A 26,391-nucleotide genomic window follows, 5' to 3' on the forward strand; every position below is an offset into this window, starting at 1 on the left:
AATCTCCCTAAAAGATTGACCATTTGGTAACTTTCATATCTTGCCAAATCCTTACCTGGCCGCCGGCTTACCGAAAATTTAGGAATTGCTGTCTGCCGGGTAACGCTTTCCAGGCGGCCCTTCAGGCCCGCGCCCCTACCAAAGTCCCGGCTGACGGCTGGTTTTCGCCGGTCACGTTCCCGACTAACATCGCTCGACAAGGTGGGATGGAGGGGAGCCATGGCCATCGAAAAATGCATCAACGAGTTTGATGTCGGCGAGGTTATTTTCGAGGAAGGCTCGAGCGGCCGTGAACTGTTCGTCGTGCTCGACGGTCAGGTCGAGATCGCCAAGCTGAATGACGGCCGCAAGACCGTCATCGTCACCCTCGGCAAGGGCGAGTTCTTCGGCGAGATGGCGGTCATTGACGGCTCGTCCCGCTCGGCCACGGCGATTGCGGCGGCGCCCAGCACCCGCGTGATGCGGATCAACCACGCCCGCTTCGTCTATCTGGTCAGCCAGCAGCCGGCGTTTGCGCTGATGGTGATGGATGCGCTCTCCAAGCGCCTGCGCGCCTCCAACGCCGCGGCCTTCCGGACGGTTGGCCCATGAGCGAGCGCAAACCGAGCCCGTTTCCGGTCCTGCTCAACAACGACGTCTGCTCGCTGATCCAGGCCGCCGAAAACGTCTATCAGGTGCGATTCAAGAATCGCGCGGCCAACGCCTACGTGGTGCGCGGCAGATCCCGCACCATCATGATCGACGTCGGGCTGACCTCGAATTTTCCGGCGCTGCTCGAATGCCTCAACCATCTCGACTGTCCACCGGACAAGATCGACATGGTGATCCTGAGCCACGAGCATCTCGATCACATTGGCGCCGCCTGGCATTTCAACGAGAGCCGCACCATCATCGCGGCGCATCGGCTCGCCGCCAACAAGATCATGCTGCGCGACGACTTCTCGATGCTGCGCAAGATGTTCAACGAGCCGAACAAGCCGATCGATATCGACATCTGGCTCGAGGAAGGCAATCTGCTCGACCTCGGCGATTTTCGTCTCAACGTGATGTACACGCCGGGTCACACCTCCGCCTGCATCAGCCTGTTCGATCAGGACAAGGGCTTGCTGTTTGCCGCCGACACGCTGATGCCCGGCGGCGTGATGGGCGGGGTGTTCGGCTCAGGCAGCATCAGCGACTACATCCAGTCGCTGGAGCGCCTCAAAGGCCTCAACTCGAAGATCCTGCTGTCCGGCCACGGCCGGCTATCCGACACGCCGCAGGACGACGTGCGGATTGCGATTGCGCGCTCGCACGCATTGTTGTCGGACACCGCGCAGCTGTTTGACGCGCTGGATGCGCGCTCGAATTTCGAACCGATCATGCAGTCGGTGCGCGACCTCAACAAGCTCGATGACGGTTAGCTTCCACGCCCCGGGGCGGCTTTCCGGTTTGACAGACGGCTCAGAGGTCTGCTCAATGCATTCCGCATTGGAAAACATACGGAGAGACCGCCAGTGAAGCTCTACGACTCGATCGGACCCAATCCGCGCATCGTCCGCATCTTCATGGCGGAGAAAGCCATCGAGATGGAAAAGCAGACCGTCGACCTGCGCGGCGGCGAAAATCGACAGGCGGAGCATCTCAAGCGCAACCCGCACGGCCAGATGCCGACGCTCGAACTGGACGACGGCAGCTATCTCTCCGAAATCACCGCAATCTGCGAATATCTGGAAGAGATCAAGCCGCAGCCGGCGATGATCGGATCGACGCCGAAGGAGCGCGCCGAATGCCGGATGTGGACGCGCCGCGTCGACCTCAACATCTGCGAGCCGCTCGCGAACGGCTATCGCTTCGGCGAGGCACTGAAGTTTTTCGAAAAACGCATTCCAGTTGTCCCTGAAGCCTCGCCGGGCCTGAAGATGATTGCCGCCAATCGCCTCGCCTGGCTCGACGGCCAGATGGCGGACGGGCGCGAATATCTCTGCGGAAAGCGTTTTACCCTCGCCGACATCGTGCTGCATTGCTGGCTCGACTTTGGCGCTCTGGTCGGTCAGGGGATCGATCCCGCCAACACCAACGTCAAGGCCTGGTTCGATCGCGTCGCGCAGCGGCCGTCGATCAAGGCCGACCCTGTCCCGCCTCCGGCCGGGGCTACTCGAAAATGAGCGCATGGCGATCAAGCAATTGCTTGCGATGAACCTGAACCGGTGAAATGGCGACCTAAGCCTGAAACGAGGCAAGGACAAGCGCCATGTTCAGGACCGCGATCATCATCGCTTTCATGTTGACGGCGACTGCCGCCGCCGCGTCAGACATCAGAGCGATCCCCGAAAACACGCTGTTCTGCCCAAGCTGGGCCGAGGCGCATGAGCACTCGCTCGTCGCGTTCAACCACTGGCACCCGCCGCGCGGGACCCAGTGGAAGGGCTGCATCGCGCTGAAGAAGGGAGAGAAGGTCGATGTCGTGGCGATCGACAACGTCGATGGCGGCAACGAAATCATCTATCGCGGAAAGCACTGGTTTACCGACGGCGGGCCTTTTGATCCGCCCGGACAATAAGACCCGGGATGTCTGGTTTCCCGAGCCTTATTGATGAAGCGCAGTCTCAGTTCGGCCAGCACCGGCCTCGATACGGGCCGAGGTGATAGCCCGGCGGGCACCATCGTCCGCCGTACGGACCAAAAATGGGCGGGACACCGCGGTCCCCTCCGCCCGGAAAGCCCCATTGTCCGCCCGGCTGACATCCGCCGTAGGGGCCACGGTGCCCGTACGGGCCGCATCCGCCGTAAACGAGGATAATCTTCGCATCGCCGTCGCCGTAGCTCACGCCGTCGCCGACATTGCCGACCGGCATCGCCTGCGCGCTCGACATTCCGGCCGCCAAGGCCACGGCGCCGACAAGGGCGCCGGCAGCGATCCATTTCTTCAACATGACTGTGCTCCATTCGTTAATTTCGCAAGAGGCCAGCGCGGTGCGCAACCTCTGCTTTCAAAATGTAGCAACCAGTATGAACCGCGGACGAATGAACGGTTCAGTATGATGAACAACATCCGCTCATCTACATCACGACCGGCGCGTCCGGCAATTCGTTCGGGCCCGCGCCGTGCCTGGGAAAATATTTCGCGAGCTCGCGCGAGACCGCTTGAATGCCCTTGATGACGCCGCCGGCAAAATTGCCGCTTCGGAAATCCGTTTCCATGGCGGCGCAGATTTGCTGCCATCCGGCGCTCCCGACCTTCGCGTCGATGCCGCGGTCGGCGACAATCTCGACCTTGCGGTCGGCGAGCAAGAGATAGATCAGCACACCGTTGTTGTGCGCGGTGTCCCAGATGCGCAAATGCGCGAAGATGTCGAGCGCGCGTTCGCGTGCGGATTGGCCCGAGAACAACGGCTTGCCATCGAGCGCGCCTTCCACGACGAAGCGCACCTGACCCAAATGCGTCGCCTCGCCTGCCTTGATCGCCTGCTCGATCAGGGTCAACGCCTGCGGCGGGAAAATCCGCCGCACTCGCCATTGGTGCTCGAGCAGATGCTTGCCGATGCGCTTGATCCCCATCACCAGCTCCCCGACGCACCGCCGCCGCCGAAGTCGCCACCCCCGCCGGAAAAGCCGCCACTGTCACTCGAGCTCGAACCGCTCGACCATGAGCCGCCGGACGAGCCCGACGATGAACCGGAGGACCAGCCGCCACGTCCGCGTCCGACGCTGCGGTTTGCATTCATGCTCGAAGCCAGGATGGCATCGGCAAACATGGTGACAAAAAACGCAGCGACGCCGGCGACGGCAGAGATCGCGATCGAGCCAATGATAAGCCAGATGATGCCGCCGACAATGCCGGCGGTGGCGCCGGAACCAAGCAGCCGACCGAGAAGCCCGCGCATCGCGGCGGCGATCGCCGCATAACCGAGAAGCCCGAACGGGCTGAAGATGATGTTCAACCAGAGCCCAAGGTCGGCATTGTCGACGTGGTGCGACGCTTCCGGCTGCGGTGACGGCAGCGGCTCGCCATCGATGACCCGTATCATGCGATCGACGCCGGCGGAAATCCCGCCGGCGAAGTCGCCGCTGCGAAAACGCGGCACGATGACCTCATCGATGATGCGCCGTGATGTCACGTCGGTGAGCGCACCTTCGAGGCCGTAGCCGACCTCGATCCGCAGCTTGTGATCGTTCTTGGCGACCACAAGAAGCGCGCCATCGTCGATCTTCTTGCGCCCGATCTTCCAGGCCTCCGCGACGCGGATCGAGAACTGCTCGATCGCCTCCGGCTGTGTAGTCGGAACGATCAGCACCGCGATCTGACTGCCCTTGCGCCGCTCGAGATCCTTCAGCCTTTGCGTCAGCGTATCGATGTCGCCAGCCGACAGCGTGGCCGTTTGATCGACCACGCGCCCCGACAAGGTCGGCACGGCGACCTGCGCTGACGCCGCGAACGGCCAGCACAGCAAGAATGCAAGAACGAGAGCGCGTGCAAACATCGAGGCAAGACTACTTCGCCGGCGCGGGCGCCGGGTTGAAGTCCACCTTCGGCGCGGTCGAGATTTCCTTCTCGTTCTCGACCGTGAAGTTGGCCTTTTCCTTGTAGCCGAACCACATCGCGGTGAGATTGTTCGGGAAGGTGCGGATGCCGACGTTATAGTCCTGCACCGCCTTGATATAGCGGTTGCGCGCCACCGTAATGCGGTTCTCGGTGCCTTCGAGCTGGGTCATCAGGTCGTGAAACAACGCGTCCGATTTCAGCTGCGGATAGTTCTCAGTGACCACCAGCAGCTTCGACAATGCGCTGGTGAGTTCGCCCTGGGCGGCCTGGAATTTCGCGAACGCGCCCGGGTCGTTGACGAGTTCGGGCGTCGCCTGAACAGTGCCGACCTTCGCGCGCGCATTGGTGACCCCGAGCAGCACGTCCTTTTCCTGCTGCGCAAAGCCCTTCACCGAATTGACGAGGTTCGGCACGAGATCGGCGCGGCGCTGATACTGGTTCAGCACCTCCGACCAGGCCGACTTGACCTGTTCGTCGTTAGTTTGAATCGCGTTATAGCCGCAATTGGTAAGGCTCAGCGTCGCCAGTGCTGCGAGCATGGTCAAAAACTTGCGCATCGAAAATCTCCGTTACGGTCGCGCGCGAAACCTACCAGAACAGCGCAATTGGGTAAGCCCAATAAACCGGTTCAAGCTCGCAAATATCTGGAGCTGCCGGCATAAGTCGCTTTGATGACAGGAAAGGTTCAGACGCTTGATCCCTCCCCACGCTACGCGAGGGAGGGATTAATCGTGCAGGTCACGCCGCCTTGACTTTCGCGATCTGGATCGCTTCCCAAACCTTCATCGGCGAGATCGGCGTCTGGATCGAGGTGATGCCGAGATCGGCGAGCGCATCCATCACGCCATTGGCGATGCAGGGCGGACCGCCGATGGCGCCGGATTCGCCGCAGCCCTTGGCGCCGAGCGGATTGGTGCGGCATGGCGCCGAACCGTCCAGCGTCACTTCGATCGGCGGAACGTCGTCGGCGCGCGGGATGCAGTAATCCTGATAGCTTGCGGTGATGAGCTGGCCTTCGCCGCTATAGGTGACGCCTTCGTAGAGCGCCTGGCCTATGCCCTGCGCGACGCCGCCATGTACTTGCCCCGTCACAAGCATCGGATTGATGGCGACGCCGACGTCATCGACCGTCGTATAACGGACCACGCGCGTGACACCGGTGTCCGGATCGATCTCGACCTCGCAGATATGCGTACCGTTCGGCCAGCTCGGGCCATCGGTCTGGCCTTCGCTGTTGACGGAAAGCCGCGCGCCATCTTCCTTTTTGGCGATGTCGAACAGGCTGACATGCTTGTCGGTGCCGACAACCGTGAGCGTGCCGTCGCGATACTCGATATCCTCAACGGACGCTTCCAGCATCTGCGAGGCCTTCTCGCGTGCTTTGGTAATCAGATCGGCCGCCGAGACAACTGCGGCCGTTCCGCCGACGAACAGCGAGCGCGAGCCGACGCTGCCGAAGCCGATGGCCAGATCGGTGTTGCCCTGCACGATATCGACCTTGTCGATGGCGACGCCAAGCGCATCTGAAATCATCTGCGCGAACGAGGTCTGCAACCCCTGCCCCATCGCCTGCGTGCCGGCGTGGAGCACGATGCGCCCCTCTGATGTCGCGTGCAGGCTGACCGCTTCGTTGTGCACGGTCCCGCCGGTCCACTCGATATAGCTGGTGAGCCCGCGCCCATAGAGCAGGCCTTTTTTCTTCGCGGCCTTCTTGCGCGCGTTGAAGCCGTCCCAGTCCGCGAGTTTCGTCGCGCGCTCCAGCATATGCGCAAAGGCGCCGGAGTCGTACACCTGCCCGACCGCGTTGGTATAGGGCATCTGCGCCGGCTTGACGTAGTTCACCTTGCGAATGGTGCGCGGGTCGATCTTCAATTGCCGCGCGGCCGCATCCATCAGCCGCTCGACGACAAAGACCGCTTCGGGGCGGCCCGCGCCGCGATAGGCGGAAACCGGCGCGGTGTGGGTGAGCACCGCCTTCACGTCGTAATGCACGAGCGGCAGGTCATAGACACCGCTCTGCACGAAGGGGCCGAGGATGAGCGGGATCAGCGCGCCGGGACCCGCGATATAGGCACCGGTGCCGCCGAGCGAGCGCACGCGAAACGCCTGCACGCGGCCCTTGGCATCGAGCGCGAATTCCGCCGTCGAGGTCAGGTCGCGGCCATGCGTGCCGCCCAGGAAATCGTCGGAGCGCTCGCCGCGCCAGCGCACTTTCTTGTTCAGCTTGGTCGCGGCATAGGCGACCATGCCGTCTTCCGGATAGAGATTGGTCTTGTGACCGAAGCCGCCGCCGATATCGCCGACCAGGACCTGGATGCTTTCCTTCGGCCGCTTCAGCACGGCTTCGGCGAGAATGTCGCGGGTCGAGCCTGGCGTCTGCGACTGCACATGCAGGATCAGCCGGCCGGTTTTTTTCTCGATTTCGGCGATGGTCGAGCGCGGCTCCATCGCGCAAGGCACGAGACGCTGGTTGTTGAGATCGAGCGAGACGACATGGTCGGCCTTGGCGAAGACGGCGTCCACCGCCGCCGCGTCGCCATAGCTCATCCGCGCCACGATATTGTCGGGCACTTCCGACCACACGACCGGCGCGCCCGGCTCGATCGCCTCAAGCGGATCGACCACCGATGGCAGTTCCTGATATTCCACCACGATCGCTTCCGCAGCGCTTTGGGCGGCAAAGCGCGAGGTCGCGACGACTGCCGCAACGGTCTCACCGACGTAACGGACGAGCTCATGGGCGAGCAGGCGGCGCGGCGGCACGGTCATCGGCGAACCGTCCGGGCGCGGGAAAACCAAGAGCGTCGGCAGCGTGCCGATGTCGTCGGCGACGAGGTCCGCGCCGGTGTAGATCGCCTCCACGCCCGGCATCGCCCGAGCGGCCTTGGTATCGATCGAGACGATCTTCGCATGTGCATGCGGCGAGCGCAGCATATGGAGCCACAGCGTCCCCTCTTCCGGCTTGTCGTCGATGAACTGGCCCTTGCCGGTGAGCAGTCGCTGGTCTTCCAGACGCTTGACCGGTTTGCCCGCACCGAAACGCATATTGCCGGGGAGAATGTTCATCGGACTTTCCTCGAGATTTCGTCAGGTTGGCAATGTAGCCGACAGGGAAGGAACAGGCCAAGCCCCTTCCATCTGTCATTCCGGGGCGCGAGCGCAGCGAGCGAACCCGGAATCCATCGTACCATGGGAGTGCTGGGAGAAATGGATTCCAGGCTCAGCCCTGACGGGCTGCCCTGGAATGACGACGGAGAATACGGCCGCCCTACCCCACTTCCCGCAGCACCGCCTCGACCGCTTTCCGTTCGTCGTCCGACAACGCCTTCTGGGGCGGGACGGGATCGCCGACGTCATAGCCCTGGAGCGCAAACGCAGCCTTGATGCAGGCGGCAAGGTTATACTTCGCAAAGGCCTCGTTGACCCGCCACAACTTTCTTTGAAGTACGAGCGCCTCGTCCCAGCGCGCGGCCTTGCAGAGATCGTAGAGCGCGACGCTCTGCCGCGGAATGATGCAGGCCGGCCCCGCCATCCACCCTACGCCGCCAATCAGCATCACCGCGGCCGGAATATGGGCGGAGGCAGAAAACACGCGGATGGAATCACCGCAGCGATTCATGATCGACAACAGCCGTCCGGTATTGGTCGAGGCATCCTTGATGTATTTGATGCGCGGGTGGCTCGCGAGGCGCGCGATGCAATCGAGCGACAGATCCGAACGCTGGAATTGCGGGTTGGTGTAGATCACGACGGGAATATCGACCGCGTCCGCAATGCTGCGAAAATAAGATTCGACCTGAGCGTCGGAGAGCGGGAAATAGGCCTCCAGGATCGCCAGAATGCCGTCGGCCCCGCACGTCTGATAGGCCTTCGCCTGCGCGACAGCATCCAGCGTCGAGGTCGAGGCGACGCCGGCCACGACCGGTACACGGCCTTTCGCTGCCTCAATCGTGGTCTCGACGATGGCAAGGCGCTGGGCGCTGTTGAGATAGGCGAACTCGCCGGTCGAGCCGAGCGGCGTCAGGCCATGCACGCCCGAGGCAATGAGATCGTCGCAGAGGCGCGCCAGCACGTCGCGGCGAACGGCGCCGTCGGGATCAAGCGGAGAAACGAGATAAGGAAAGACGCCATGGAAATCGGCCATGGCGCCATGTTACAAAAATCGTAAGCCAGGTAAAGTGGCGGCGTGACGCTCACTTGATGGCGGATGCGGCTGCCGAACCAACATTCGCGAGGAATGTGCGCACCAGGCTATCATAGGCTTTCGCGAGCGGGCGCAGCCGGAATGGTTCGATCCATCGCGCGGATAGCCACGCCAGCGTCACCGCAACGCCTGACGCCGCAAGACCAAGCGAGATCGCGTTTGCGAGCGATGGAAAGAACGGCCGGTAGCAGGCAAGCACGAGGCCCAGCATGACGGGCTGGTGGAGGATATAGAGGCTATACGAAATATCGACGCGAACCTCGGGGAGCAGGCGCGGTATCTGCTCCACCGCAAGGCTGAGCATGAGCCCGAAGGCGAAGGCGGCGTAGCAGATCGCGATGACGGAATCGAACATGGGGTCGGTCACCAGCAGCGCGAGCGCGCCACACAGCAGAATGGCGCTGATCATCTTTCCGCCAGGCGTGCGCGACAGGATCGCCTGCGCCAGCAAGCCGGCGACCACGTAACAGCGCATCTCGATCACCAGCGACCACAGCGCGATGTTGGCTCCCGAGGCCAGCTTTCCGCAAAATCCGAATGTCGCAAGCGACAAAGCGGTGCTGCCAAGGTCATAGGAAAAGCTGTTGACCATCGGCCCGGCATCGGCGAGGGGCGCGGGCGATACACCGGCCCAGCGCAGCGCGTGCCCAATCGTCACGACGAGGACGACGCTTGCGATCAGGGGCGGATAGATCCGCCCCACCCGCCGGATCATGAAGGGCACGAAGCCGTCGCGCCGCGCCGTCAGGCTGCGGCCGATCACAAGGCCGGAGATCACGAAAAAGCACAGCACGGCATAGCGCGCCATCCATTCGGCGACGGAAGCGAAGAGGACATATCCGAGCGGGGTGAGGAAGAAATAATAGGCATGCGAGGCCACCACGACCGCGGCCAGTATCAAACGCGCGGTGTCGAGCTGCCTCCATCCGGAGGCACCAGCCGTCGTCGTTTCCCTGGCGGTTTCGTGTAGCACCGGCATCTCCTGCTCGCGATCCAAGCTTAGAGAATTGTGGTGACGATTGAGGAATCCACGCCGGATTCGCCTGCAATTACGCTGAATGAGGTGTTAACCGACGGCCAAATGCTGCCCCGATTTGGCCGCTCGCGAGGCGTTTGCCGCTTAAGCGGCGTTAAGCATTGGCCAGGTGGTCGTCTGCACCATCCAGCTCTGCAGCGAACTGGTCCGCCCTTCGTTCGGGTCGAAATGTGCTTCGAGCTCGGCCAGCGCGCGCTCTTCCCATTGCTGCGCCTGCTCCAGCAGGGACCACCGTTGAACAGGGCGAAACGCGGCTGTTTGACGATAGAGCGATGCGATCGCGCGATACTTGCGCACGTTTTCCAGAATTGCGTTCCCGTTCATGGCCGTCTCCCCTTGAATTGATCGACGGCGACTTTGGCAGCTAGCGGGTTTTCAATTGCTTACCCGCATAAGTAAACGGGATGCATGGTTTTTGAAATATTGATGGGCGGGCCGCTTACCAAGCCTCCAGCACCAATTCAATCGACGTCGCCACGCAGCGCTAATCGCAAACCTCGTAATTTCAACACAGATCCGATCAGCCAGCTCGGAACGCCAAGCTGCCGCAGCGCCTCGATAGAGCCCTGAACATGGCTCTCGTGCAAACTCGCATCGGAAAAGAGGCCTTGTTCGCTAGCGTACCAGTTCAATGATGCGGCGAGTCCCTCGCGAAGCATTTCGCCTCCGGGCACCTTACGGACAAAGCTCAGTTCTCGGCGAACGCAGATTGCCTCAATTCGAGAACGCGCCTTTTCATCGTAAGCGATGCCCCAGTGCTCCAGCCTCGCGTGCGTTACCTCATGAATAATGGTTGACGCGATCTTCTCCACGGTGGTGGTTGCTGAAAGCACAAAGTGCTTGTCAAGCACGCAAGCGTTCAGTTGCCGCTGGTATTCCCCCAAGGAGCCTAGGACGATGCGCACCCAAATTCGATCGAGATAACGCGTCACGCGGGAGTAGCTAAGTGGGTCTCGATCCCTGATGAGACGGAGCGCACTCTCGACGCGGCTCAAGCCGGGCCAAGGCTTGTCTTCGATACTTCCGACCCAAAGCCCGTCAACGCTTCTTGCGGTCGACACCCAAAGATCGAATTTAACGAAGAAAGATATCCTTCGAGCCGGAATTTGCGGGCGTACCTTCGGCAGCAAACCCCGCTGGCTCCTCACCTGAGGCAAGGAATGATCCAGGGTCATGAAAGCACTCCCAACATAAGCTCTGATATATGCGCTGAGAGCTTTCGTTCTCCTTAGACACGTGTTTCAAATTCTATGCGTTTGGGCCTGCGATCGGCATGCGCGCCTGAGAGGCGTCCCGCACCAGGCTGCGGCCATGTTCGAAACATTTGCCGCGGCCTGCATCGCTCACGCGAATTTGCGCACCTCCCGCATGCAAGTCCGCCCCTTCCGAACCAGAGCCGGACCGGCTAGTGTCCCCGCAACAAAGCCTTAGACTTTTTCACGGGAGGAAAATCATGAAAATGGCGCACAAGCTCTGGCTGCTGCCGCTGGCGCTTGCCGGCACGCTGAGCATCTCTTCGGCTGCTGAGACCCCGACCCCGCTCAATCCGGCCGCGCTCATGTCCAAATTGCCGGATCAGATTCCCTGGAGCAAGGTCGACGCGCGCGGCGCGCAATCCGCTGTCGTGGTCGGCGACCCCGCCAAGCCCGGCTTCTACATGGTTTATAACAAGTGGACCAAGGGCAACCATTTCAGCCGCCCGCATTTCCATCCGAACGATCGCTACATCGTCGTGCTGCAAGGCACCTGGTGGGTCGGGACGGGGCCGAAATTCGATCCGGAGCACTCGACCCCGATGCCGGCCGGCACCTTCGTCACCCATTTCGGCAAGCAGGTGCATTGGGACGGCGCCAAGGACGAGGACGCCGTGCTCCTGATCATGGGCGAAGGCCCCGGCACCTCGACGCCGGTGAAGGAAGAAGACTAGCGCAAGGGGCGATCCATGCGCTGGCTTCAATTCACGGCAAACAAAGCCTCCTCATGGGGCATCGTCGAAGGCGACCGCGTCGTCGCGGTCGACGGCGATCCGTTCGGGGAATGGAAACGCACGCCGCGGACGCATGCGCTCGCTGAGGTCAAGATCGAACTGCCGGTGATGCCGCGCACCTTCTATTGCGTCGGGCTGAATTACCTCAAACATCTGAAAGAGGCCGCCAACAAGCGCGGCGAGGTGCCGAACGTGCCTGACCGGCCGGAGGTCGGCTATCGCGCGCAGAACGCGCTGATCGCGCACGACGAGAACGTGGTCATCCCCGCCAATGCGACCGAGCAGATTCACTATGAGGGCGAGCTCGTCGTCGTGATCGGCAAGAAGGCCAAGCATCTCACCGACGCGAACGCGATGGATTGCGTGTTCGGCTACACGATCGGCAACGACGTCAGCGAACGCACCTGGCAGAAGGCCGATCGCGGCCTGTGGCGCTCGAAAAACGCCGACACCTTCAAGCCGATGGGACCGTGGATCGAAACCTCAGCCGATCTCGACAAGATGGAAACCATCGTGCGCGTGAACGGCAAGGCAACCAACCGCTTCCGGACCAACGACATGCTGTTCGGCGTCAAGGAATTCATTGTCGAGATGACGAAATACTTCACGCTGTGGCCGGGCGATGTGATCTGGATGGGAACCGACGGTGCTTCGCCGAACATCAAGGCCGGTGACGTGGTGGAGATCGAGATCACCGGCATCGGCACGCTGCGCAACAAGTTCGTCGCCGAAAAGGCGGCATGAGCATGGGCCGCCATTCGACCGCACATCATTTCCTTGAAGCGCTGGTCGATCTCGGCGTCGACTATATCTTCGCCAATCTCGGCACCGATCATGTGTCGCTGATCGAGGCGCTGGCGGCGTGGGATCGCGAGGGCCGCAAACATCCGGAAGTCATCCTGTGTCCGCATGAAGTCGTCGCCGTGCACATGGCAGCGGGGTACGCGCTGGCAACCGGCCGCGCGCAGGCCGTGTTCGTGCATGTCGATGCGGGCACGGCGAATGCGTGCATGGCGATCCAGAACCTGTTCCGCTATCGCCTGCCCGTGCTGTTGTTTGCCGGCCGCGCGCCGTTCACGGTGCATGGCGAACTGACGGGGTCGCGTGATACCTACGTGCATTTCGTGCAGGACCCCTTCGATATCGCCAGCATCGTGCGGCCCTACGTGAAGTGGGAATATTCGCTACCCTCGGGCGTCGTGGTGAAAGAGGCGTTGGCCCGGGCGCAAGCGTTCGCACAAAGCGATCCGCCGGGTCCGGTCTATATGATGCTGCCGCGCGAGACGCTCGCCGAAGAGTGGGACGACGCGGCGATGCCGGCCTATCCGCCGGCGCGCTACGGCGGCGTGCAGGCCGGCGGCATCGAGCCGGCGCGCGTTGAGGCGATCGCGGACGCATTGATGGCGGCGGAAAACCCGATTGCGCTCACCGCCTATCTCGGCCGCAAGGCAGAGGCCGTGGCCGCGCTGGAGAGGCTCGCGCAACTTTGCGGCATCCGGGTTGTGGAGTTCAATTCGATCGATCTCAACATGTCGCAGGCGTCGCCCTGCTTCGCCGGCTTCGACCCCTCAGCCGTATTGGAAGGAGCCGACCTCGGTCTGCTGCTCGATACCGACGTGCCCTTTGTGCCGCAATATGCCAAGCGCGCTGATGCGATCAAATGGATCCAGATCGACATCGATCCGTTGAAGGCTGATTTTCCGATGTGGGGCTTTCCGACCGACCTGCGGATCCAGGGCGATTGCGCGACGATCCTGAGCCAGGTCTGCGAGGCGATCGAGGCGCGCGCTGACGATGCGTTTCGACAACGCGTCACTGCGCGGATCGCGAGCTGGCGCGGCGCGCGGGACGCCATCAACAAGCGTCGCGCCGATGCCCGCGCCAACAAAGGCTCCTCGGGCGCGCTTACGCCGGCTTTCCTGTTTGCTAGTCTGAACGGCAAAATCTCGCAGGACGACATTGTCGTGAACGAAGCGATCCGCAATGGGCCGATCCTGCAGGAACACATCAAACGCACCAGACCGCGCAGCTATGTTGGCCTCGCCGGCGGCGGGCTCGGCTTTTCCGGCGGCATGGCGCTCGGACTCAAACTCGCCGAACCGAAACGGCGCATCGTGCAGGTGATCGGCGACGGCGGATTCCATTTCTCATCACCCGATAGCGTCTACGCGGTCGCCCAGCAATACCGGATCCCGATTTTCACCGTCGTACTCGACAATGGCGGCTGGCAAGCAGTGAAGTCGGCGGTACAGCGCGTCTATCCCAAGGGGGTCGCCGCCGAAACCGACGCATTCCAGTCGCGGCTGACCTCGGGCCGCCAGGGCGAACGGCGGGATTTTTCCGCCGTCGCAAAAGCCTTCGGCGCGCACGGCGAATGCGTCACCGAGCCGGATGAACTCGCGGCAGCGATCGACCGCTGCCTCACGGCAGTCGACGACGGCCAGGCCGCCGTGCTCCATGTGCAGATCACGCCACTATGAATGCCTCTCGCCGATATGCCGTCATCAGCGCCTGCGCCGCGCTTTCTCTTTTCACCACCGCACGCGCGCAGGAGGATCCGGCGAAATATCCGACGCGTGCGATCCATATCGTGGTCGGCTTCACGCCGGGCGGCGGCAACGACCTGATTGCGCGGATCGTCGGACAAAAGCTGTCGGATAGCCTCGGCCAGCCCGTCATCATCGACAACAAGCCCGGCGGCGGCGCGATTGTCGCGACGGAATATGTCGCCAAGTCGCAAGCTGACGGATACACGCTCCTGGTGGGCGCCAGCGGCGCGATGGCGATCAATCCGGCGGTCTATGCCAAGCTGCCTTATGATCCCGTCAGAGATTTCATACCGGTATCCGAACTCGGATCATTCCCGCTGATCCTGATCGTCAACGCCGCGTCGCCGATCAAGTCGGTCGCCGACCTGATCGGCTTTGCCAAGGCACACCCGAAAGAGGCGAACTACTCCTCCTCGTCCGCCGCCTTCCAGCTCGTCACCGAATTGTTCAAACAAAAGACCGGCGCACCGATGCAGGAGATTCCCTACAAGGGCGCCAATGACTCGGTGATGGCCGTGATTTCCGGCCAGGTAACCGCGACGATCGCCGACGCCGGTCCGGTGTCGGGCCAGGTCAAGGGCGGTCAAGTGCGCGCGCTTGCGGTCACCTCGCCCGACCGTGCGCAGGATTTTCCCGACGTCCCTACCTTGAAGGAATCCGGCACCGATGTGGACGCGGTGTTGTGGAGCGGCATTTTCGCGCCGCGACAGACGCCGCCGGCAATCGTCAAAAAGCTGGAAAGCGAGCTGAGGCGAATCGTGAAAGAGCCCGACGTCGTCGCGAAGCTGAAGCCACTCGGCATCCAGCCGGTCGGCAATGCGTCGGAAGAGTTTGCGCAAATCTTGTCCGCCGACATCGCACGATGGACCGAGGTCGCGCGCGCCGGCAATATCAAGATCGAGCAATAGCCTTTCGCGGCGAAATCAGTCCGGCAATCGCGGTGCCGACGACGGCAACGACGACATTGAGGATCAGAGCGCCAAGCCCGGTGTAGAACGCGTAGGCGGACCCGCCGAGATTGAGCGTCGCCAGCGGCTTCAGCCCGTTACCCCACGCCGTGTATGTCCCCCACGCGATTCCCGCGGCCCAGCCGAGCAGCAACCCTTCGGCGCGGAACCAGCGCGTGAACAGACCGAACACCAGGGCCGGGAACGTCTGCAGGATCCACAGACCGCCGAGCAATTGCAGATCGAGCGCATATTGCGTCGGCAGGAAGATCGTGAAGGCCAGCGCGCCCACCTTGACGACGAGGGAGACGATCTTGGCGACCGACGCCTCTCCGGCATGGCTGATGTTCGGATTGATGTAGGACTTCCACACATTGCGCGTGAAGAGATTCGCCGCACCGATACTCATCACCGCAGCCGGCACCAGCGCACCGATCGCAATCGCGGAGAAGGCAAAACCGGAGAACCAGGAGGGAAACAGCTCCTTGAACAGCATCGGCACAACGTCGTTCGGCGATGCCACCTTGAGATTCGCGGCGTGGGCCATGTAGCCGAGCAGCGCGATCAGCCCGAGCAACAGCGTATAGGCCGGCAGCAGGATCGCGTTCTTGCGGATGGTATCGGCCGATTTCGAGGCAAAGACGCCGGTCAGCGTGTGCGGATACATGAACGCCGCCAGCGCCGATCCCAGCGCGAGCGTCGCATAGGCCAGCATCTGCTCCGGCTTGAGGATCAGCCCGGTCGCGCCGCCCTTGGCGGTAAAGGCTGCATCGGCGGCAGAGAACACCGCGCCATAGCCGCCGAGCTTCGCCGGCACCACGACCACCGCCACCAGCACCACGATGTAGATCATGATGTCCTTGACGAAGGCGATCAGCGCGGGAGCGCGCAGGCCTGAGCTATAGGTGTAAAGCGCGAGAATGACGAAGGCGGCAACGATCGGCAATTCGCCGGTGAGACCAATCGCCTTGATGACGACGCCCATGCCGATCAACTGCAGCGCGATATAGGGCATGGTCGCGACCATGCCGGTGATCGCCACGACGAGTTCAAGGCCGCGCGAATCGTAAGCCTCGTGCACGACGTCGGCTGCGGTCACGTGCCCCTTGGCGTGCGCAGCCTTCCAGAGCAGCGGCATCACCGCAAACACGAAAGGATAGACGATGATCGTATAGGGCAGCGCGAAAAAGCCGTAGGCGCCGACTGCATAGACCAGCGCCGGCACCGCGATCACGGTGTAGGCCGTGTAGAAATCGCCGCCGACCAGAAACCAGGTGATCCAGGTGCCGAACTGACGCCCGCCCAGTCCCCACTCGTCGAGATGGGAGTCAACCGGGCCGGCTTTCCAGCGCGCGGCAAAGAAGCCCATCACCGTGACGAGGGCGAAGAAGAACAGGAAAACGGCGAGCGCCGTCCAGTCGAGATTAACGGACATGGTAAGCCTTAGCTGAGGTCAGTGCTGCGAAACGTCACGGCGTTTCATCGGGCGTGCGCGAGCGGTACACGAGCCAGATCAGAAGCGAGCAGATCGGCACCCAGGCAAGCTGGTACCAATAGAAAAACGGAAAGCCGAACAGCGCCGGCTCATGGAAATTATAGAAAGGCACCCACAACAGGCCGACAAACGGCACCAGCAAAAGAACCCACATCCCGGGCCTCCCTCAACTTGAATAACGGCGTCATGCCGAAGGTCATGGCCGCAACCTTGAGGTCTATCTAGCGAAGGGATGATCGCCTCGTCCATCAATTTCAATTGATGCCGGTCGGAGGCGGTGGAGCGGCTACGGCTTGCTCTGGCTCTTGACCGCGACGCCGAAGTCATACACCAGGCGCCCACCCAGCCGGGCGCCTGCGATCATCAGAAGAAATCCGGCGATCGCGCAGGACGCGACAACAAGCGGTGAGGCCGATCGGCCGGGTGACACCTGCAAGAGCAACGCCGCCAGGAAGCAGAACCAGACCACTGCCATGAACATCATGTGCGACGTCGCTACGCGCATCGCTTCGCTGCGGCTGTCGATGGTGCGAAGCTCGAAGCCGCCGGCTGTCATTGCGAGCAACGCCATGATCAATCCGGCGCCATTCGAATACTCGGCGATCTCATCGGCGGCCTCGATCATGCCGGCAGCGTTCGCGACATAGGCAATCACCGCGATGGTCCACAATACGATTGGAAAGTGGACCAGCATCGGATGAACCGGGTGACCCAGGAAACGCATCGGTCCGTTACGCCTTAAGGCCGCTAGAATATGCCTGTGACTGCGCCCAGCAGCGTCAGAAATCCGATAATGGCAACGCCGGCATGAACGAAGACGACCGGTTTCGGAGCGATCGCGCTACGCAAGTGGATGGAGGCCAGATAGAAGCCGCCCAGCGCCGCAACGATCAGGATGATGAGCGCGGTCAGCGCCGCGTGCGATATGCCGTGAGTCAGCGCCGCGTAGATGACGAGCAGCAGGCCAATGGCACCGAGAGCGGCGTGCAACAGCGAGACAGGCCATGGCGCAAGCTTCTCGCGGAGCACATGACTGGCGAGATACAGGCCGCCGAGGGCGCCAATCGCAAAGATAATCAATGCATAGGTGAGCATATCCCTTCTCCATTTGACCTGGATCAGATGCCCTTTAGATGCGGCTAACGGCAAAGGGTTCCTGGGAAGGGCACAGACCGGCTCTTTTTACAGTCGGGCTTGGGGTTCGCAAAAGGCGTTTCGCGTTTGCGTCCCGCGCTGCAAAATAATGTCGGTATCCTGCGGTGGATTTCGGCGGAAAGATTGATGCGGCCCTACAAAAAGGATGGGCGCCGCAGCAGAAGCCGCGACGCCCGTAAATTTTGCAGAAAAGAACGCTGTTACTTCACGAGGTCGGCAGCGGCCTTGCAGGTCACGGCATCCTGGTCGCCGGTGCCGCCGCTGCAGCCGATCGCGCCGATCAGCTTGCCGTTCTCAACCAGCGGGAAGCCGCCGGGGCTCGCCGTCAGCGTCGGATCGAGGGTGGAAACATAGGTGTGGCCGCTCTCGTAGGCGTTGAAGAACAGCCGGGTTTCGCGGCGGAAACGCGCGGCGGTCCGCGCCTTGTTGATGGAGATCGCGCCGGAGGCGATCTGCGCGCCTTCCATCCGCTCGAACAGCACCGGCTCGCCGTTGGTGTCGACGACGGCGATGTTCATTTTCCAGCTGTGCTTCTTGGCTTCGGCTTCCGCCGCCGCCATCAATTCTTTTGCCTTATCAACCCCAATTGACATGCCGTAGGGAATGTCGAATGGCATTTTCTCCGGCACGGGTGACGGGGCCGGCGTGGGCGACTGCGCCAGCGCTTGTGAAGAGATTGCCACCGCAGCACACGCCGCCAACGCAAATGAAATCACCGAACGCATTATACTCTCCCTGTTAAAGTTGATCTCGTCGCTTTGGTCTTTTTGAAACGCGGCCTTACATCGGCGGCGTCAGTCCGTCCTTGCCGTAAGTGACGCGTGGTGTCGTCCAGGTGCCGTCGGCACCCTTCTTCGCTGCGCCAATGAAGATCTTGATGCCGGGCTTGAGATCGGCCTTGTCGCCCATCTGATAGGTGACGACCTGCGTCTCCGGCGTCACCAGCACCTTCTTCTCACCGTCCTTGTACTTCACGGTCAGCACCGGCCCTTCGACGCCGCCAACAGTCTGCTCGACATTGGCGTTGGTCATCTTGGTGTTGGGCTTGAGGTCCCAATCGTAATGGCCCTCACCGGTGCCGCGCATCGATTCCGGGAAGATGTGGACCTCGATCGCCTTCTGGCTGCCGTCGGGCTGCGTCATGCCGGTGGCGCCGACGAACTGGCCCGGCTTGATGTCGGCCATCGTCGATTTCACGATGGCGACGTAAAGATGCGGATCGACGACGGTGAGCTTCACCTCGGCGCCGTCGCGATTTTTCACGGTATAGACCGAACCGTCGACGCTCTCGATCGTGCCGCGGATGCGCAGCGTTTCCTGCGCCGATGCCGGCAAGGTGAAGCAGGTGATCGCAAGCATTGCAGCAGCGAGCGTGCGCGGGAGCGTACTGAACATGGGGATCCTCCGTAGGTCTGAATGAGGGGCAGAACGCGAGAAGGCCTTTGCCGCCAAGTGCCTGAAAGACGTGTCCTCTGCAACACCGCTGTGGGCGGATTATTCCTGACTGGAAGACTTTCAACACCGCACTGCAACAGGATTTCACCTTATTCAATTTTCGCGCGGGACACGGCCAAATAGAGCAATGTCCCCGAAAATGGGGACAAGCGCTTTGGGACGATTTGGCTAGGATTGAGACAGCGCCTCGAACGCCAGGAGACCACCATGGACCGGCCAAACAACCTTGCATCGACGCTTTTAGCAACGATGATCCTCGCCGCCTCGCCCGCCGTGCTGTCGTCGTCTGCATCGGCCGAGAACGCAATCGACCTCGACCACCTGACGGCCCAACAGGCGGCCGCCGATCTCTGTGCCGGCCGCATCACCAGCAAGGCGCTGGTCTCCGCCGCGCTCGCTCGCGCCAAGGCGAAGGCCAATCTCAACGCCTTCGTCACGCTCGACGAGGCGGGCGCCATGAAGGCCGCGGCGGCCTTCGATGCTAGCCACAAACCCGGCAAGAACTGCAAGCCGCTCGGCGGCGTGCCTGTTGTGGTGAAAGACAATACGGAGGTGGCGGGGCTGCCGTCCTCCGCGGGCACGCCTGCGCTGAAAGATTATGTGCCGAAGCAGGATGCTCCGGTGGTCGAGAAGTTGCGCGCGAGCGGCGCGATCATCATCGGCAAGACCAATATGCACGAGCTCGCCTTCGGCATTTCCGGTTACAATCCGACGTTCCAGACCGGGCCCGAACCCGGCGTGCGCAATGCCTATGATGCGACGAAAATCGCTGGCGGCTCCTCCTCGGGAACAGCTGCGGCGATCGGTGCGCGGATCGTCACCGCCGGTCTCGGCACCGACACCGGCGCCAGCGTACGCCTGCCCTGCGCACTCAACGGCTGTTCCTCGTTGCGGCCGACTGTCGGGCGCTATCCGCAAGGCGGCATCGCGCCGATCTCCCACACGCGCGACACACCCGGCCCCATGGCTTCCAGCATGGGCGACGTTGCAATTCTCGACCGCGCCATCACCGGCGGCGGCACGATTGCGCCGGCCGCGCTCAAGGAGGTCCGCATCGGAATCGTCGGCAGCATGCTTGCCAATCTCGACGGCGACACCGACAAGGCGTTCCATGCAGCGATCGACAAACTGAAATCAGCCGGCGTCACGGTGGTCGATGTCGAGATGCCGAAGCTCGCCGAGCTCAATGGCCAGGTCGGCTTTCCGGTAGCGCTGTACGAGGCCTATGACGACATGGTGGCCTATCTCAAGCACACCGGCACCGGCATCACCATCGAAGCGGTGGCGAAATCGATTGCAAGCCCCGACGTGAAGGGCACCTATGACGGGCTCGTGATCCCGCGCAAGCTGCCGGGGCCGAACAACACGGTGGTCGATGCCAAGCCGGCCTATGAAGCCGCAATGAAGACGGCGCGGCCGGCGCTTCAGGCGCTCTATCGCGACACGTTCGCGAAAAACAAACTTGATGCCATCGCTTTTCCGACCGTGCCGAAGGTTGCGATCGCGGCAAACCCGGAGTCGAGCAGCCTCGAAAACTTCCTGCTGTTCATCCGGAATACCGACCCCGGCAGCAATGCCGGCATACCCGGCTTGCAGCTTCCCGTCGGACTCGGAGCCACAACGAAACTGCCGGTCGGATTCGAGCTCGATGGACCGTCCGGCAGCGACCGCCGCCTGATCGCGATCGGGCTCTCGATGGAGAAGCTGTTCGGGCGGCTTCCCCCACCGCCGAGCAATTAAAGCGAGCTAGAGATCCTTCGACAACAGGCTGGCGACACCGCTACGGCGGCGGACGCCAAGCTTGGTGAATATGCGCTTGACGTAGGTGCGGATGGTCGAGCTTTCGATGCCGAGCCGGCGCCCGATTTCCTTGTCGCTGAGGTCCTCGGCAATCAGCCGCGCGATTTCGAGTTCGCGCACCGACAGCGAAAGCGACCGCGCCGATCCGGCATCATCGACCGCCATTTCGCCGCGCGCGCGAACCAGCGCGCCGGTAAAGGCCGGCTGGATCACGCGCAACAACTCCAGCGTATGGCCATTGAAATTCTCGCGACGACGGCCACGCCAGATGCGCAAGTCGCCGATATTGCGATTGCCGACATAGCTATAGGCGTTGACGCCCCAATAGAGCCCGTCGCGGCCGAGAAAGTCGTTGAAGAACTCGGTGCGCAGCAGGTCCCGCTGCGGCATCACCTGTGTCACCAGCGTCGGCGCGCGCCTTGCCTGAAGCTTGAAGGTGATGGGGTCGTGATATTGGTAGTAGGCCTCGTAATTGGCGAGGTTTTTCGGATCCATGTTCTGGTACACGGCGTGATCGAACCGCCGCGCATCGTCCTGCCAGACGAAGGACGCGTAATAATCGGCCTGCAACAACTCGAGCAGATTGTGGCCCAGCGCCTCGCGCACGTCACGCTCGGTGAGGTCCTCGGCGAGCAGGCCGAAGATCCGCGAGAGCACGCGGCTTTCCGAAGCGTTGAGAATCATCACCAATGCCCCGTCGGGTACGCCGCCAATGGCGCGCCACCCGAAACCTACCGCTAAATCCGACGTCCGGCCATTGCAATCATCAGCCTATTCGACCTTGATCCCGGCCTCGCTGATGACGCGGCGCCAGCGCTCTTCCTCAGCCTGAACGTATCGCTCCAGCGCTTCAGGCGGCTGCGCGACTGTCACCAGCCCCTCGTTGACGACAAGCTTCTTGAACGCCTCGGACTGCACGGCCGACGCTGCCGATTTATTGAGCTGCGCGATGATATCGGCCGGCGTGCCGGTCGGCGCGAACAGGCCATACCAGGCTTCGGCCGCATAGCCGGGAACACCCGCTTCAGAAACGGTCGGGAGTTGCGGAAAGGCCGGTGAGCGCGCGGCCGAGGTCACGGCGATGGCCCGCAACTGGCCGCTTTCGACGAGTGCGGCCGCGCTTGCCACCGTCGTGAACATCACGTCGATCTGGCCGCCGATCAGGTCGGTGATCCCGGGCGCTGCGCCTTTGTAAGGCACCGCCGTCAGCTTGACACCGGCCATGGAGTTGAACAACTCGCCGGCGAGATGCGCCGAGGTGCCGGCGCCGAACGTGCCGAAAGTGAGCTTGTCGGGACTGGCCTTTGCCGCGGCGATCAAGTCGCCAATCGTGTGAATGGACGATTTCGGATTGACGACGACGATGTTGAAGGAGCGCGCGATCAGCGCCACGGGGGCAAAATCCTTGTGCGCGTCGTAAGGCAGCTTGGCGTTCAGGCTCGGATTGACCGCATTGGCGAACGTTCCCATCAACAATGTATAGCCATCGGCCTTGCTGACCGCGACCGCTTGCGTGCCGACAATGGTCCCCGCTCCGGGCCGGTTCTCGATGAAGACGGAAGCGCCGAGGTCTTGTTCCATCCCCTGCGCCAGCGTGCGCGCGACCACATCGGTGCCACCGCCCGGCGCAAACGGCACGACGATCTTGACCGGCCGCTCGGGATAGGTTGCGGCGGCAAATGCCCCCGCGCAGGCGGACAGACCCGACGAAGCCAGCACGAACGCAAATACAGCCGTCTTGATGCGAGAAAACTGCATGCGCGCCCTCCCGGTGGCGGTGGTTTTGAACGCTTATAGCAGACTTCTTTCACGTACCTTCACGTACTGCGCCATGCGCGGAGCGACGTTCCGTTATGACATGAGCGTGCATGGGCCAATATGGACGACGGAAGCTCACTTGAACTAGCCTCCGCGGCAACGAGAACACTTTGGAAAAGCATTCGGGAGAAAGTCATGAGGCGTTGGCTGTTTGTTTTGCCGCTATTGGTGGCGCCACAGGCTCTCGCGCAGCAGGCCGTGCCGACGATCAATTTCGAGTCCGTTTCCAATCCCTTGAAGCTGCCGACCAACATGTATTTCGGCGAAGTGTCGGGCGTCGCGGTCAATTCGAAGGGCCATGTGTTCGCGCTGTCGCGCGGCAATACGACCGGCCCCGCTTACGCCGCCGCTGCCACGCAGCTCCTGGAATTCGACAAGGACGGGAAATTCATCCGCGAGATCGGCAAGAACCTCTACGCCTGGTCCTTTGCCCATACCGTGAAGGTCGATCCCCAGGACAACATCTGGGTGACCGACAAGGGCTCGGACATGGTGATCAAGTTCGATCCCGACGGTCGCGTTGTGATGGTGTTCGGCCGCAAGCAGGAAGCGTCCGACGAGGGCACCGAGCCGTTGAAGCATCCGAAGCCACCGCTGCCGCCGGATGACGGCCGCTTCCGCCAGGTGACGGACGTGGCCTGGGACAAGGCCGGCGACACCTTCATCAGCGACGGCTACATCAACTCACGCGTCGCCAAGGCCGACAAGGACGGCAACTGGATCAAGTCATGGGGCGAGCCCGGCAACGGGCCCGGCCAGTTCAACACGCCGCATTCGATCGCGACCGATGCGAATGACAATGTCTATGTTGCCGACCGCGGCAACCATCGCATCCAGGTGTTCGACAAGGACGGCAAATTCGAGCGGCAATTTGTGATCGACGTGCCGGTGCCGCCGGACGCAAAGCCCGCGATCGGCAAGATCCCGGACGAGGCAACCAAAGCCAAGGGCACATTCGCGCCGGGCTCGCCATGGTCGATCTGCATCACGCCACCGCCGCATCAGGTCCTCTATAGTTCCGACGCCTGGCCCGGCCGCATCTACAAGCTCAGTCTCGATGGCAAGGTCCTGGGCGTGCTCGGCCAGTCCGGCAAGCAGCTCAAACAATTCGGCTGGATTCACGCGATGGCGTGTCCGTCAGAGAATGTGCTTTATGTCGCCGAGCTACTGAACTGGCGCGTGCAGAAGCTGATCCTCAAGCCTTGAAGCCGGCTGGAACGGAGATACCCATGATCAGAACAGCCTTGATCAGAACGGCCTTGATCACAACCGCCTTGGCGGCCGTCATTGCAATGGCGGTCATCGCGAGCGTCGCGCGTGCGGAGGATCCCGTCGTCGCGAGGCCGGTGCAAAGCGAAAAGCTTCCCAATGTGCCCGGCAAGAGCCTGACCGCCGTCGTTGTGACCTATGCGCCCGGCGGCAAATCGCAAAGCCATCATCACGCTGGCAGCGTGTTCGTCTACGTCCTCTCGGGACAAGTTCGCTCGGAAGTGTCGGGAATGGGACCAGCCAAGGTTTATAAAGCCGGAGAAACCTTCTTTGAGCCGCCCGGCAGCGCCCATCTCGTCAGCGAGAATGCCAGCGCGACCGAACCCGCAAGCATCCTTGCGGTGTTCGTCGCCGACGATGGCGCGAAGCTGACGACCTACGACAGCAAGTAGGCAACCAGACAGAAGCCTGGCGCCCTACTCTCCGGTGGCGCGGGCGAAATCGATATAGATTTCGCGCAGGCGCTGGGCCATCGGCCCGGGCTTGCCGTCGGCGACCGGCTTGCCGTCGATCTTCACGACCGGCTGCACGAAGGACGAGGCGCTGGTGATGAAGGCTTCCTTGGCCTTCAGCGCCTCATCGATCGTGAACGCCCGCTCCTCGACACGGAGCTGACGTTCCTCGGCGAGTTTGACCACCGCCTTGCGGGTGCAGCCCGGCAAAATCGCCGACGAGTTCTCGCGCGTGACCAGCACGTCATCCTTGGTGAGAATGAAAGCTGAAGACGATCCACCTTCGGTGACCCTGCCGTCCTCGATCATCCAGGCCTCGCCGGCGCCTGCTTCCGCCGCCGCCTGCTTGGCGAGCACCTGCGCCAGCAGCGCCACGCTCTTGATATCGCGTCGCGCCCAGCGGATGTCGGGCACGGTGATGACGCCGATGCCGCTCTTGGCCGACGCCGCATTGACGATGTCCTTGACCGAGGTGAACATCATCAAGGTCGGCTTGACCCCTTTCGGAAACGCAAAGTCGCGCCCGACGTCGGCGCCGCGGGTGACCTGGATGTACACCAGGCCGTCCTTCAGCGCGTTCCGCCTGATCAGCTCGTGCTGAATCTCCTTGATGCGCGCGATCGTCTCCGGCAGCGGCAGCTTGATCTCGCCGACCGAACGCTCCAGGCGCGCGAGATGCGAGTCGTTATCGACCAGCTTGCCGCCGAGCACGGCCGAAACCTCGTAGATGCCGTCGGCGAACAAAAAGCCGCGGTCCAAAACCGAAACCTTGGCTTCGCTGAGCGGCACGAAGTCGCCGTTGACGTACGCGATCGGGGTCAAATCAGTTCTCCTGAGGCGCAGAAAATCATCCCGGCGACATATACGCAAAATGCAGCCGCGGATAAACCCTTCCGAAAAGCATTATCGGTATAACCTGACGTTATTCCGGCATTGCCTGCACTGAGGAATTAGTGCGACAGGATCTTCGACAGAAACTTCTGCGCACGTTCGCTGCGCGGCTTGTTGAAAAAATCGTCCTTGATCGCGTCCTCGACGATCTCGCCCTGGTCCATGAAGATGACGCGGTTGGCGACCTTGCTGGCAAAACCCATCTCGTGGGTCACGACCATCATGGTCATGCCGGATCGCGCGAGGTCCACCATGACGTCGAGCACCTCCGAGATCATCTCGGGATCGAGCGCCGAGGTCGGCTCGTCAAACAGCATCGCGATCGGGTCCATTGCCAGCGCCCGCGCGATCGCGACACGCTGCTGCTGGCCGCCGGACAGTTGCGCCGGATATTTCTGCGCGTGATCCTTCAGGCCGACGCGGTCGAGCAGTTTTGAGGCTTTCACTACCGCGTCCGCATGCGAGCGTCCCAGCACCTTTTCCTGTGCGAGGCAAAGGTTGTCGATGATGCGCAAATGCGGAAACAGCTCGAAGTGCTGGAACACCATGCCGACCCGCGCGCGCAGTTTCGGCAAATTGGTCCTGGCGTCGCCGACCGAGACACCGTCGACCGTGATCGTGCCGCCCTGGAACGGCTCCAGCGCGTTGACGCATTTGATCAGAGTCGATTTGCCCGATCCCGAAGGGCCGCAGACCACCACCACCTCGCCCTTGGCGACGCTCGTGGTGCAATCCTTCAGCGCCTGGAAGGCCGTACCGTACCATTTGTCGACGTGGCTGATCTCGATCATGACAACCCCGAATATTC

General features: G+C 62.1%; 30 protein-coding genes. 11 read left to right on the top strand and 19 right to left on the bottom strand.

Annotated elements, in window-relative coordinates; translation table 11 throughout:
• Window positions 1–219: 219 nt before the first annotated feature.
• From VFB05_RS20235 to VFB05_RS20250, 4 genes are all read left to right on the top strand, one after another.
• Window positions 220–591 (top strand): cyclic nucleotide-binding domain-containing protein, encoded by a 372-nt coding sequence (locus VFB05_RS20235; protein ID WP_325015412.1) that lies wholly within the window; start codon window positions 220–222, stop codon window positions 589–591.
• A complete protein-coding gene (locus VFB05_RS20240; protein ID WP_325015414.1) occupies window positions 588–1,403 on the top strand; it encodes an MBL fold metallo-hydrolase in 816 nt (271 codons plus the stop codon). Before VFB05_RS20235 ends, VFB05_RS20240 begins: the two co-directional genes overlap by 4 nt.
• Window positions 1,404–1,496: 93 nt before the next feature.
• On the top strand, window positions 1,497–2,147 hold the full coding sequence (locus tag VFB05_RS20245) for a glutathione S-transferase family protein (RefSeq protein WP_325015416.1): 651 nt from the start codon (window positions 1,497–1,499) through the stop codon (window positions 2,145–2,147).
• An 86-nt stretch (window positions 2,148–2,233) separates the two neighbouring features.
• Window positions 2,234–2,542 carry a hypothetical protein gene (locus VFB05_RS20250; RefSeq protein WP_325015418.1) on the top strand — a complete coding sequence of 103 codons (309 nt, stop codon included), beginning with the start codon at window positions 2,234–2,236 and terminating at the stop codon, window positions 2,540–2,542.
• Between the two features lie 46 nt (window positions 2,543–2,588).
• Here the strand turns inward: VFB05_RS20250 and VFB05_RS20255 are convergent, their stop codons facing one another.
• The 9 genes from VFB05_RS20255 to VFB05_RS20295 all read right to left on the bottom strand — a co-directional run bounded on the left by VFB05_RS20255 (window position 2,589) and on the right by VFB05_RS20295 (window position 10,940).
• Window positions 2,589–2,915 (bottom strand): GCG_CRPN prefix-to-repeats domain-containing protein, encoded by a 327-nt coding sequence (locus tag VFB05_RS20255; RefSeq protein WP_325015421.1) that lies wholly within the window; start codon window positions 2,913–2,915, stop codon window positions 2,589–2,591.
• Window positions 2,916–3,042: 127 nt separating this feature from the next.
• Window positions 3,043–3,540 carry a TPM domain-containing protein gene (locus VFB05_RS20260; RefSeq protein WP_325015423.1) on the bottom strand — a complete coding sequence of 166 codons (498 nt, stop codon included), beginning with the start codon at window positions 3,538–3,540 and terminating at the stop codon, window positions 3,043–3,045.
• The gene (locus VFB05_RS20265; protein ID WP_325015425.1) at window positions 3,540–4,463 is read right to left on the bottom strand and encodes a YgcG family protein; all 924 of its coding nucleotides are present in this window, start codon (window positions 4,461–4,463) and stop codon (window positions 3,540–3,542) included. Before VFB05_RS20265 ends, VFB05_RS20260 begins: the two co-directional genes overlap by 1 nt.
• 10 nt (window positions 4,464–4,473) lie before the next feature.
• Complete coding sequence (locus VFB05_RS20270; protein ID WP_325015427.1) at window positions 4,474–5,082, bottom strand: LemA family protein; 609 nt, start codon at window positions 5,080–5,082, stop codon at window positions 4,474–4,476.
• A gap of 181 nt (window positions 5,083–5,263) precedes the next feature.
• Window positions 5,264–7,591: a xanthine dehydrogenase family protein molybdopterin-binding subunit gene (locus tag VFB05_RS20275; RefSeq protein ID WP_325015429.1), complete on the bottom strand. Its 2,328-nt coding sequence runs from the start codon at window positions 7,589–7,591 to the stop codon at window positions 5,264–5,266.
• A 202-nt stretch (window positions 7,592–7,793) separates the two neighbouring features.
• Window positions 7,794–8,669, bottom strand: a complete 876-nt coding sequence (locus tag VFB05_RS20280; protein WP_325015431.1) for a dihydrodipicolinate synthase family protein — start codon at window positions 8,667–8,669, stop codon at window positions 7,794–7,796.
• Window positions 8,670–8,718: 49 nt separating this feature from the next.
• Window positions 8,719–9,702 carry an acyltransferase family protein gene (locus VFB05_RS20285; protein ID WP_325015433.1) on the bottom strand — a complete coding sequence of 328 codons (984 nt, stop codon included), beginning with the start codon at window positions 9,700–9,702 and terminating at the stop codon, window positions 8,719–8,721.
• 147 nt (window positions 9,703–9,849) lie between these two features.
• Entirely contained in the window at window positions 9,850–10,089 is a 240-nt protein-coding gene (locus VFB05_RS20290) for a hypothetical protein (protein ID WP_325015435.1), read from the bottom strand.
• 137 nt (window positions 10,090–10,226) lie between these two features.
• Complete coding sequence (locus VFB05_RS20295) at window positions 10,227–10,940, bottom strand: hypothetical protein (protein WP_325015437.1); 714 nt, start codon at window positions 10,938–10,940, stop codon at window positions 10,227–10,229.
• A 278-nt stretch (window positions 10,941–11,218) separates the two neighbouring features.
• On the opposite strand from VFB05_RS20295, the gene VFB05_RS20300 reads away from it, so the two are divergent.
• Genes VFB05_RS20300 through VFB05_RS20315 form a run of 4 tightly spaced genes read left to right on the top strand, consistent with a single transcriptional unit; the run spans window position 11,219 to window position 15,209 of the window.
• Window positions 11,219–11,692, top strand: coding sequence for a cupin domain-containing protein (locus VFB05_RS20300; RefSeq protein WP_325015439.1), 474 nt, complete (start codon window positions 11,219–11,221; stop codon window positions 11,690–11,692).
• Window positions 11,693–11,707: 15 nt separating this feature from the next.
• The gene (locus VFB05_RS20305) at window positions 11,708–12,496 is read left to right on the top strand and encodes a fumarylacetoacetate hydrolase family protein (RefSeq protein ID WP_325015441.1); all 789 of its coding nucleotides are present in this window, start codon (window positions 11,708–11,710) and stop codon (window positions 12,494–12,496) included.
• Between the two features lie 2 nt (window positions 12,497–12,498).
• Window positions 12,499–14,232, top strand: a complete 1,734-nt coding sequence (locus VFB05_RS20310) for a thiamine pyrophosphate-requiring protein (RefSeq protein ID WP_325015443.1) — start codon at window positions 12,499–12,501, stop codon at window positions 14,230–14,232.
• The gene (locus tag VFB05_RS20315; protein ID WP_325015445.1) at window positions 14,229–15,209 is read left to right on the top strand and encodes a tripartite tricarboxylate transporter substrate binding protein; all 981 of its coding nucleotides are present in this window, start codon (window positions 14,229–14,231) and stop codon (window positions 15,207–15,209) included. The genes VFB05_RS20310 and VFB05_RS20315 overlap by 4 nt, the downstream gene beginning before the upstream one ends.
• Here VFB05_RS20315 and mctP read toward each other — a convergent pair.
• The 6 genes from mctP to VFB05_RS20345 form a co-directional block, all read right to left on the bottom strand.
• Window positions 15,193–16,683, bottom strand: coding sequence for a monocarboxylate uptake permease MctP (gene mctP / locus VFB05_RS20320; protein ID WP_325015447.1), 1,491 nt, complete (start codon window positions 16,681–16,683; stop codon window positions 15,193–15,195). The two genes, VFB05_RS20315 and mctP, sit on opposite strands and share 17 nt — an antisense overlap.
• Window positions 16,684–16,717: 34 nt before the next feature.
• Window positions 16,718–16,897 (bottom strand): DUF3311 domain-containing protein, encoded by a 180-nt coding sequence (locus VFB05_RS20325; RefSeq protein WP_325015449.1) that lies wholly within the window; start codon window positions 16,895–16,897, stop codon window positions 16,718–16,720.
• Window positions 16,898–17,029: 132 nt separating this feature from the next.
• Window positions 17,030–17,467 (bottom strand): DUF2231 domain-containing protein, encoded by a 438-nt coding sequence (locus VFB05_RS20330; RefSeq protein WP_325015451.1) that lies wholly within the window; start codon window positions 17,465–17,467, stop codon window positions 17,030–17,032.
• Between the two features lie 23 nt (window positions 17,468–17,490).
• Complete coding sequence (locus VFB05_RS20335; protein ID WP_325015453.1) at window positions 17,491–17,838, bottom strand: hypothetical protein; 348 nt, start codon at window positions 17,836–17,838, stop codon at window positions 17,491–17,493.
• A gap of 260 nt (window positions 17,839–18,098) precedes the next feature.
• The gene (locus tag VFB05_RS20340; RefSeq protein ID WP_325015454.1) at window positions 18,099–18,623 is read right to left on the bottom strand and encodes a heme-binding protein; all 525 of its coding nucleotides are present in this window, start codon (window positions 18,621–18,623) and stop codon (window positions 18,099–18,101) included.
• A 55-nt stretch (window positions 18,624–18,678) separates the two neighbouring features.
• Complete coding sequence (locus VFB05_RS20345; RefSeq protein ID WP_325015457.1) at window positions 18,679–19,293, bottom strand: hypothetical protein; 615 nt, start codon at window positions 19,291–19,293, stop codon at window positions 18,679–18,681.
• Window positions 19,294–19,659: 366 nt separating this feature from the next.
• On the opposite strand from VFB05_RS20345, the gene iaaH reads away from it, so the two are divergent.
• Complete coding sequence (gene iaaH, locus VFB05_RS20350) at window positions 19,660–21,093, top strand: indoleacetamide hydrolase (RefSeq protein WP_325015634.1); 1,434 nt, start codon at window positions 19,660–19,662, stop codon at window positions 21,091–21,093.
• Between the two features lie 6 nt (window positions 21,094–21,099).
• Here the strand turns inward: iaaH and VFB05_RS20355 are convergent, their stop codons facing one another.
• Together VFB05_RS20355 and VFB05_RS20360 are read right to left on the bottom strand one after the other, a co-directional pair.
• On the bottom strand, window positions 21,100–21,837 hold the full coding sequence (locus tag VFB05_RS20355; protein WP_325015459.1) for a helix-turn-helix transcriptional regulator: 738 nt from the start codon (window positions 21,835–21,837) through the stop codon (window positions 21,100–21,102).
• An 87-nt stretch (window positions 21,838–21,924) separates the two neighbouring features.
• Entirely contained in the window at window positions 21,925–22,911 is a 987-nt protein-coding gene (locus tag VFB05_RS20360; protein WP_325015461.1) for a tripartite tricarboxylate transporter substrate binding protein, read from the bottom strand.
• 195 nt (window positions 22,912–23,106) lie between these two features.
• Here VFB05_RS20360 and VFB05_RS20365 point away from each other — a divergent pair, with 195 nt between their 5' ends.
• Both VFB05_RS20365 and VFB05_RS20370 read left to right on the top strand, forming a co-directional pair.
• Window positions 23,107–24,177, top strand: coding sequence for a peptidyl-alpha-hydroxyglycine alpha-amidating lyase family protein (locus VFB05_RS20365; RefSeq protein WP_325015463.1), 1,071 nt, complete (start codon window positions 23,107–23,109; stop codon window positions 24,175–24,177).
• Window positions 24,178–24,200: 23 nt separating this feature from the next.
• Complete coding sequence (locus tag VFB05_RS20370; protein ID WP_325015465.1) at window positions 24,201–24,632, top strand: cupin domain-containing protein; 432 nt, start codon at window positions 24,201–24,203, stop codon at window positions 24,630–24,632.
• 24 nt (window positions 24,633–24,656) lie between these two features.
• Here the strand turns inward: VFB05_RS20370 and VFB05_RS20375 are convergent, their stop codons facing one another.
• Window positions 24,657–25,514 carry a D-amino-acid transaminase gene (locus VFB05_RS20375; RefSeq protein WP_325015467.1) on the bottom strand — a complete coding sequence of 286 codons (858 nt, stop codon included), beginning with the start codon at window positions 25,512–25,514 and terminating at the stop codon, window positions 24,657–24,659.
• 128 nt (window positions 25,515–25,642) lie between these two features.
• A complete protein-coding gene (locus tag VFB05_RS20380) occupies window positions 25,643–26,374 on the bottom strand; it encodes an amino acid ABC transporter ATP-binding protein (RefSeq protein WP_325015469.1) in 732 nt (243 codons plus the stop codon).
• Between the last annotated feature and the right edge of the window lie 17 nt (window positions 26,375–26,391).

Origin of the sequence: Bradyrhizobium sp., assembly GCF_035652035.1 — a bacterium.
Taxonomy (GTDB): Bacteria; Pseudomonadota; Alphaproteobacteria; order Rhizobiales; family Xanthobacteraceae; genus Bradyrhizobium.

What these genes read in the sequence shown, in the direction of transcription:
- VFB05_RS20235 (WP_325015412.1), top strand. Translation starts at nt 220, where the DNA reads ATGGCCATCGAAAAATGCATCAACGAGTTTGATGTCGGCGAGGTTATT.
- VFB05_RS20240 (WP_325015414.1), top strand. Translation starts at nt 588, where the DNA reads ATGAGCGAGCGCAAACCGAGCCCGTTTCCGGTCCTGCTCAACAACGAC.
- VFB05_RS20250 (WP_325015418.1), top strand. Translation starts at nt 2,234, where the DNA reads ATGTTCAGGACCGCGATCATCATCGCTTTCATGTTGACGGCGACTGCC.
- VFB05_RS20255 (WP_325015421.1), bottom strand. Translation starts at nt 2,915, where the DNA reads ATGTTGAAGAAATGGATCGCTGCCGGCGCCCTTGTCGGCGCCGTGGCC.
- VFB05_RS20260 (WP_325015423.1), bottom strand. Translation starts at nt 3,540, where the DNA reads ATGGGGATCAAGCGCATCGGCAAGCATCTGCTCGAGCACCAATGGCGA.
- VFB05_RS20265 (WP_325015425.1), bottom strand. Translation starts at nt 4,463, where the DNA reads ATGTTTGCACGCGCTCTCGTTCTTGCATTCTTGCTGTGCTGGCCGTTC.
- VFB05_RS20270 (WP_325015427.1), bottom strand. Translation starts at nt 5,082, where the DNA reads ATGCGCAAGTTTTTGACCATGCTCGCAGCACTGGCGACGCTGAGCCTT.
- VFB05_RS20275 (WP_325015429.1), bottom strand. Translation starts at nt 7,591, where the DNA reads ATGAACATTCTCCCCGGCAATATGCGTTTCGGTGCGGGCAAACCGGTC.
- VFB05_RS20280 (WP_325015431.1), bottom strand. Translation starts at nt 8,669, where the DNA reads ATGGCCGATTTCCATGGCGTCTTTCCTTATCTCGTTTCTCCGCTTGAT.
- VFB05_RS20290 (WP_325015435.1), bottom strand. Translation starts at nt 10,089, where the DNA reads ATGAACGGGAACGCAATTCTGGAAAACGTGCGCAAGTATCGCGCGATC.
- VFB05_RS20295 (WP_325015437.1), bottom strand. Translation starts at nt 10,940, where the DNA reads ATGACCCTGGATCATTCCTTGCCTCAGGTGAGGAGCCAGCGGGGTTTG.
- VFB05_RS20300 (WP_325015439.1), top strand. Translation starts at nt 11,219, where the DNA reads ATGAAAATGGCGCACAAGCTCTGGCTGCTGCCGCTGGCGCTTGCCGGC.
- VFB05_RS20305 (WP_325015441.1), top strand. Translation starts at nt 11,708, where the DNA reads ATGCGCTGGCTTCAATTCACGGCAAACAAAGCCTCCTCATGGGGCATC.
- VFB05_RS20310 (WP_325015443.1), top strand. Translation starts at nt 12,499, where the DNA reads ATGGGCCGCCATTCGACCGCACATCATTTCCTTGAAGCGCTGGTCGAT.
- VFB05_RS20315 (WP_325015445.1), top strand. Translation starts at nt 14,229, where the DNA reads ATGAATGCCTCTCGCCGATATGCCGTCATCAGCGCCTGCGCCGCGCTT.
- mctP (WP_325015447.1), bottom strand. Translation starts at nt 16,683, where the DNA reads ATGTCCGTTAATCTCGACTGGACGGCGCTCGCCGTTTTCCTGTTCTTC.
- VFB05_RS20325 (WP_325015449.1), bottom strand. Translation starts at nt 16,897, where the DNA reads ATGTGGGTTCTTTTGCTGGTGCCGTTTGTCGGCCTGTTGTGGGTGCCT.
- VFB05_RS20330 (WP_325015451.1), bottom strand. Translation starts at nt 17,467, where the DNA reads ATGCGTTTCCTGGGTCACCCGGTTCATCCGATGCTGGTCCACTTTCCA.
- VFB05_RS20335 (WP_325015453.1), bottom strand. Translation starts at nt 17,838, where the DNA reads ATGCTCACCTATGCATTGATTATCTTTGCGATTGGCGCCCTCGGCGGC.
- VFB05_RS20340 (WP_325015454.1), bottom strand. Translation starts at nt 18,623, where the DNA reads ATGCGTTCGGTGATTTCATTTGCGTTGGCGGCGTGTGCTGCGGTGGCA.
- VFB05_RS20345 (WP_325015457.1), bottom strand. Translation starts at nt 19,293, where the DNA reads ATGTTCAGTACGCTCCCGCGCACGCTCGCTGCTGCAATGCTTGCGATC.
- VFB05_RS20355 (WP_325015459.1), bottom strand. Translation starts at nt 21,837, where the DNA reads ATGATTCTCAACGCTTCGGAAAGCCGCGTGCTCTCGCGGATCTTCGGC.
- VFB05_RS20360 (WP_325015461.1), bottom strand. Translation starts at nt 22,911, where the DNA reads ATGCAGTTTTCTCGCATCAAGACGGCTGTATTTGCGTTCGTGCTGGCT.
- VFB05_RS20365 (WP_325015463.1), top strand. Translation starts at nt 23,107, where the DNA reads ATGAGGCGTTGGCTGTTTGTTTTGCCGCTATTGGTGGCGCCACAGGCT.
- VFB05_RS20370 (WP_325015465.1), top strand. Translation starts at nt 24,201, where the DNA reads ATGATCAGAACAGCCTTGATCAGAACGGCCTTGATCACAACCGCCTTG.
- VFB05_RS20380 (WP_325015469.1), bottom strand. Translation starts at nt 26,374, where the DNA reads ATGATCGAGATCAGCCACGTCGACAAATGGTACGGTACGGCCTTCCAG.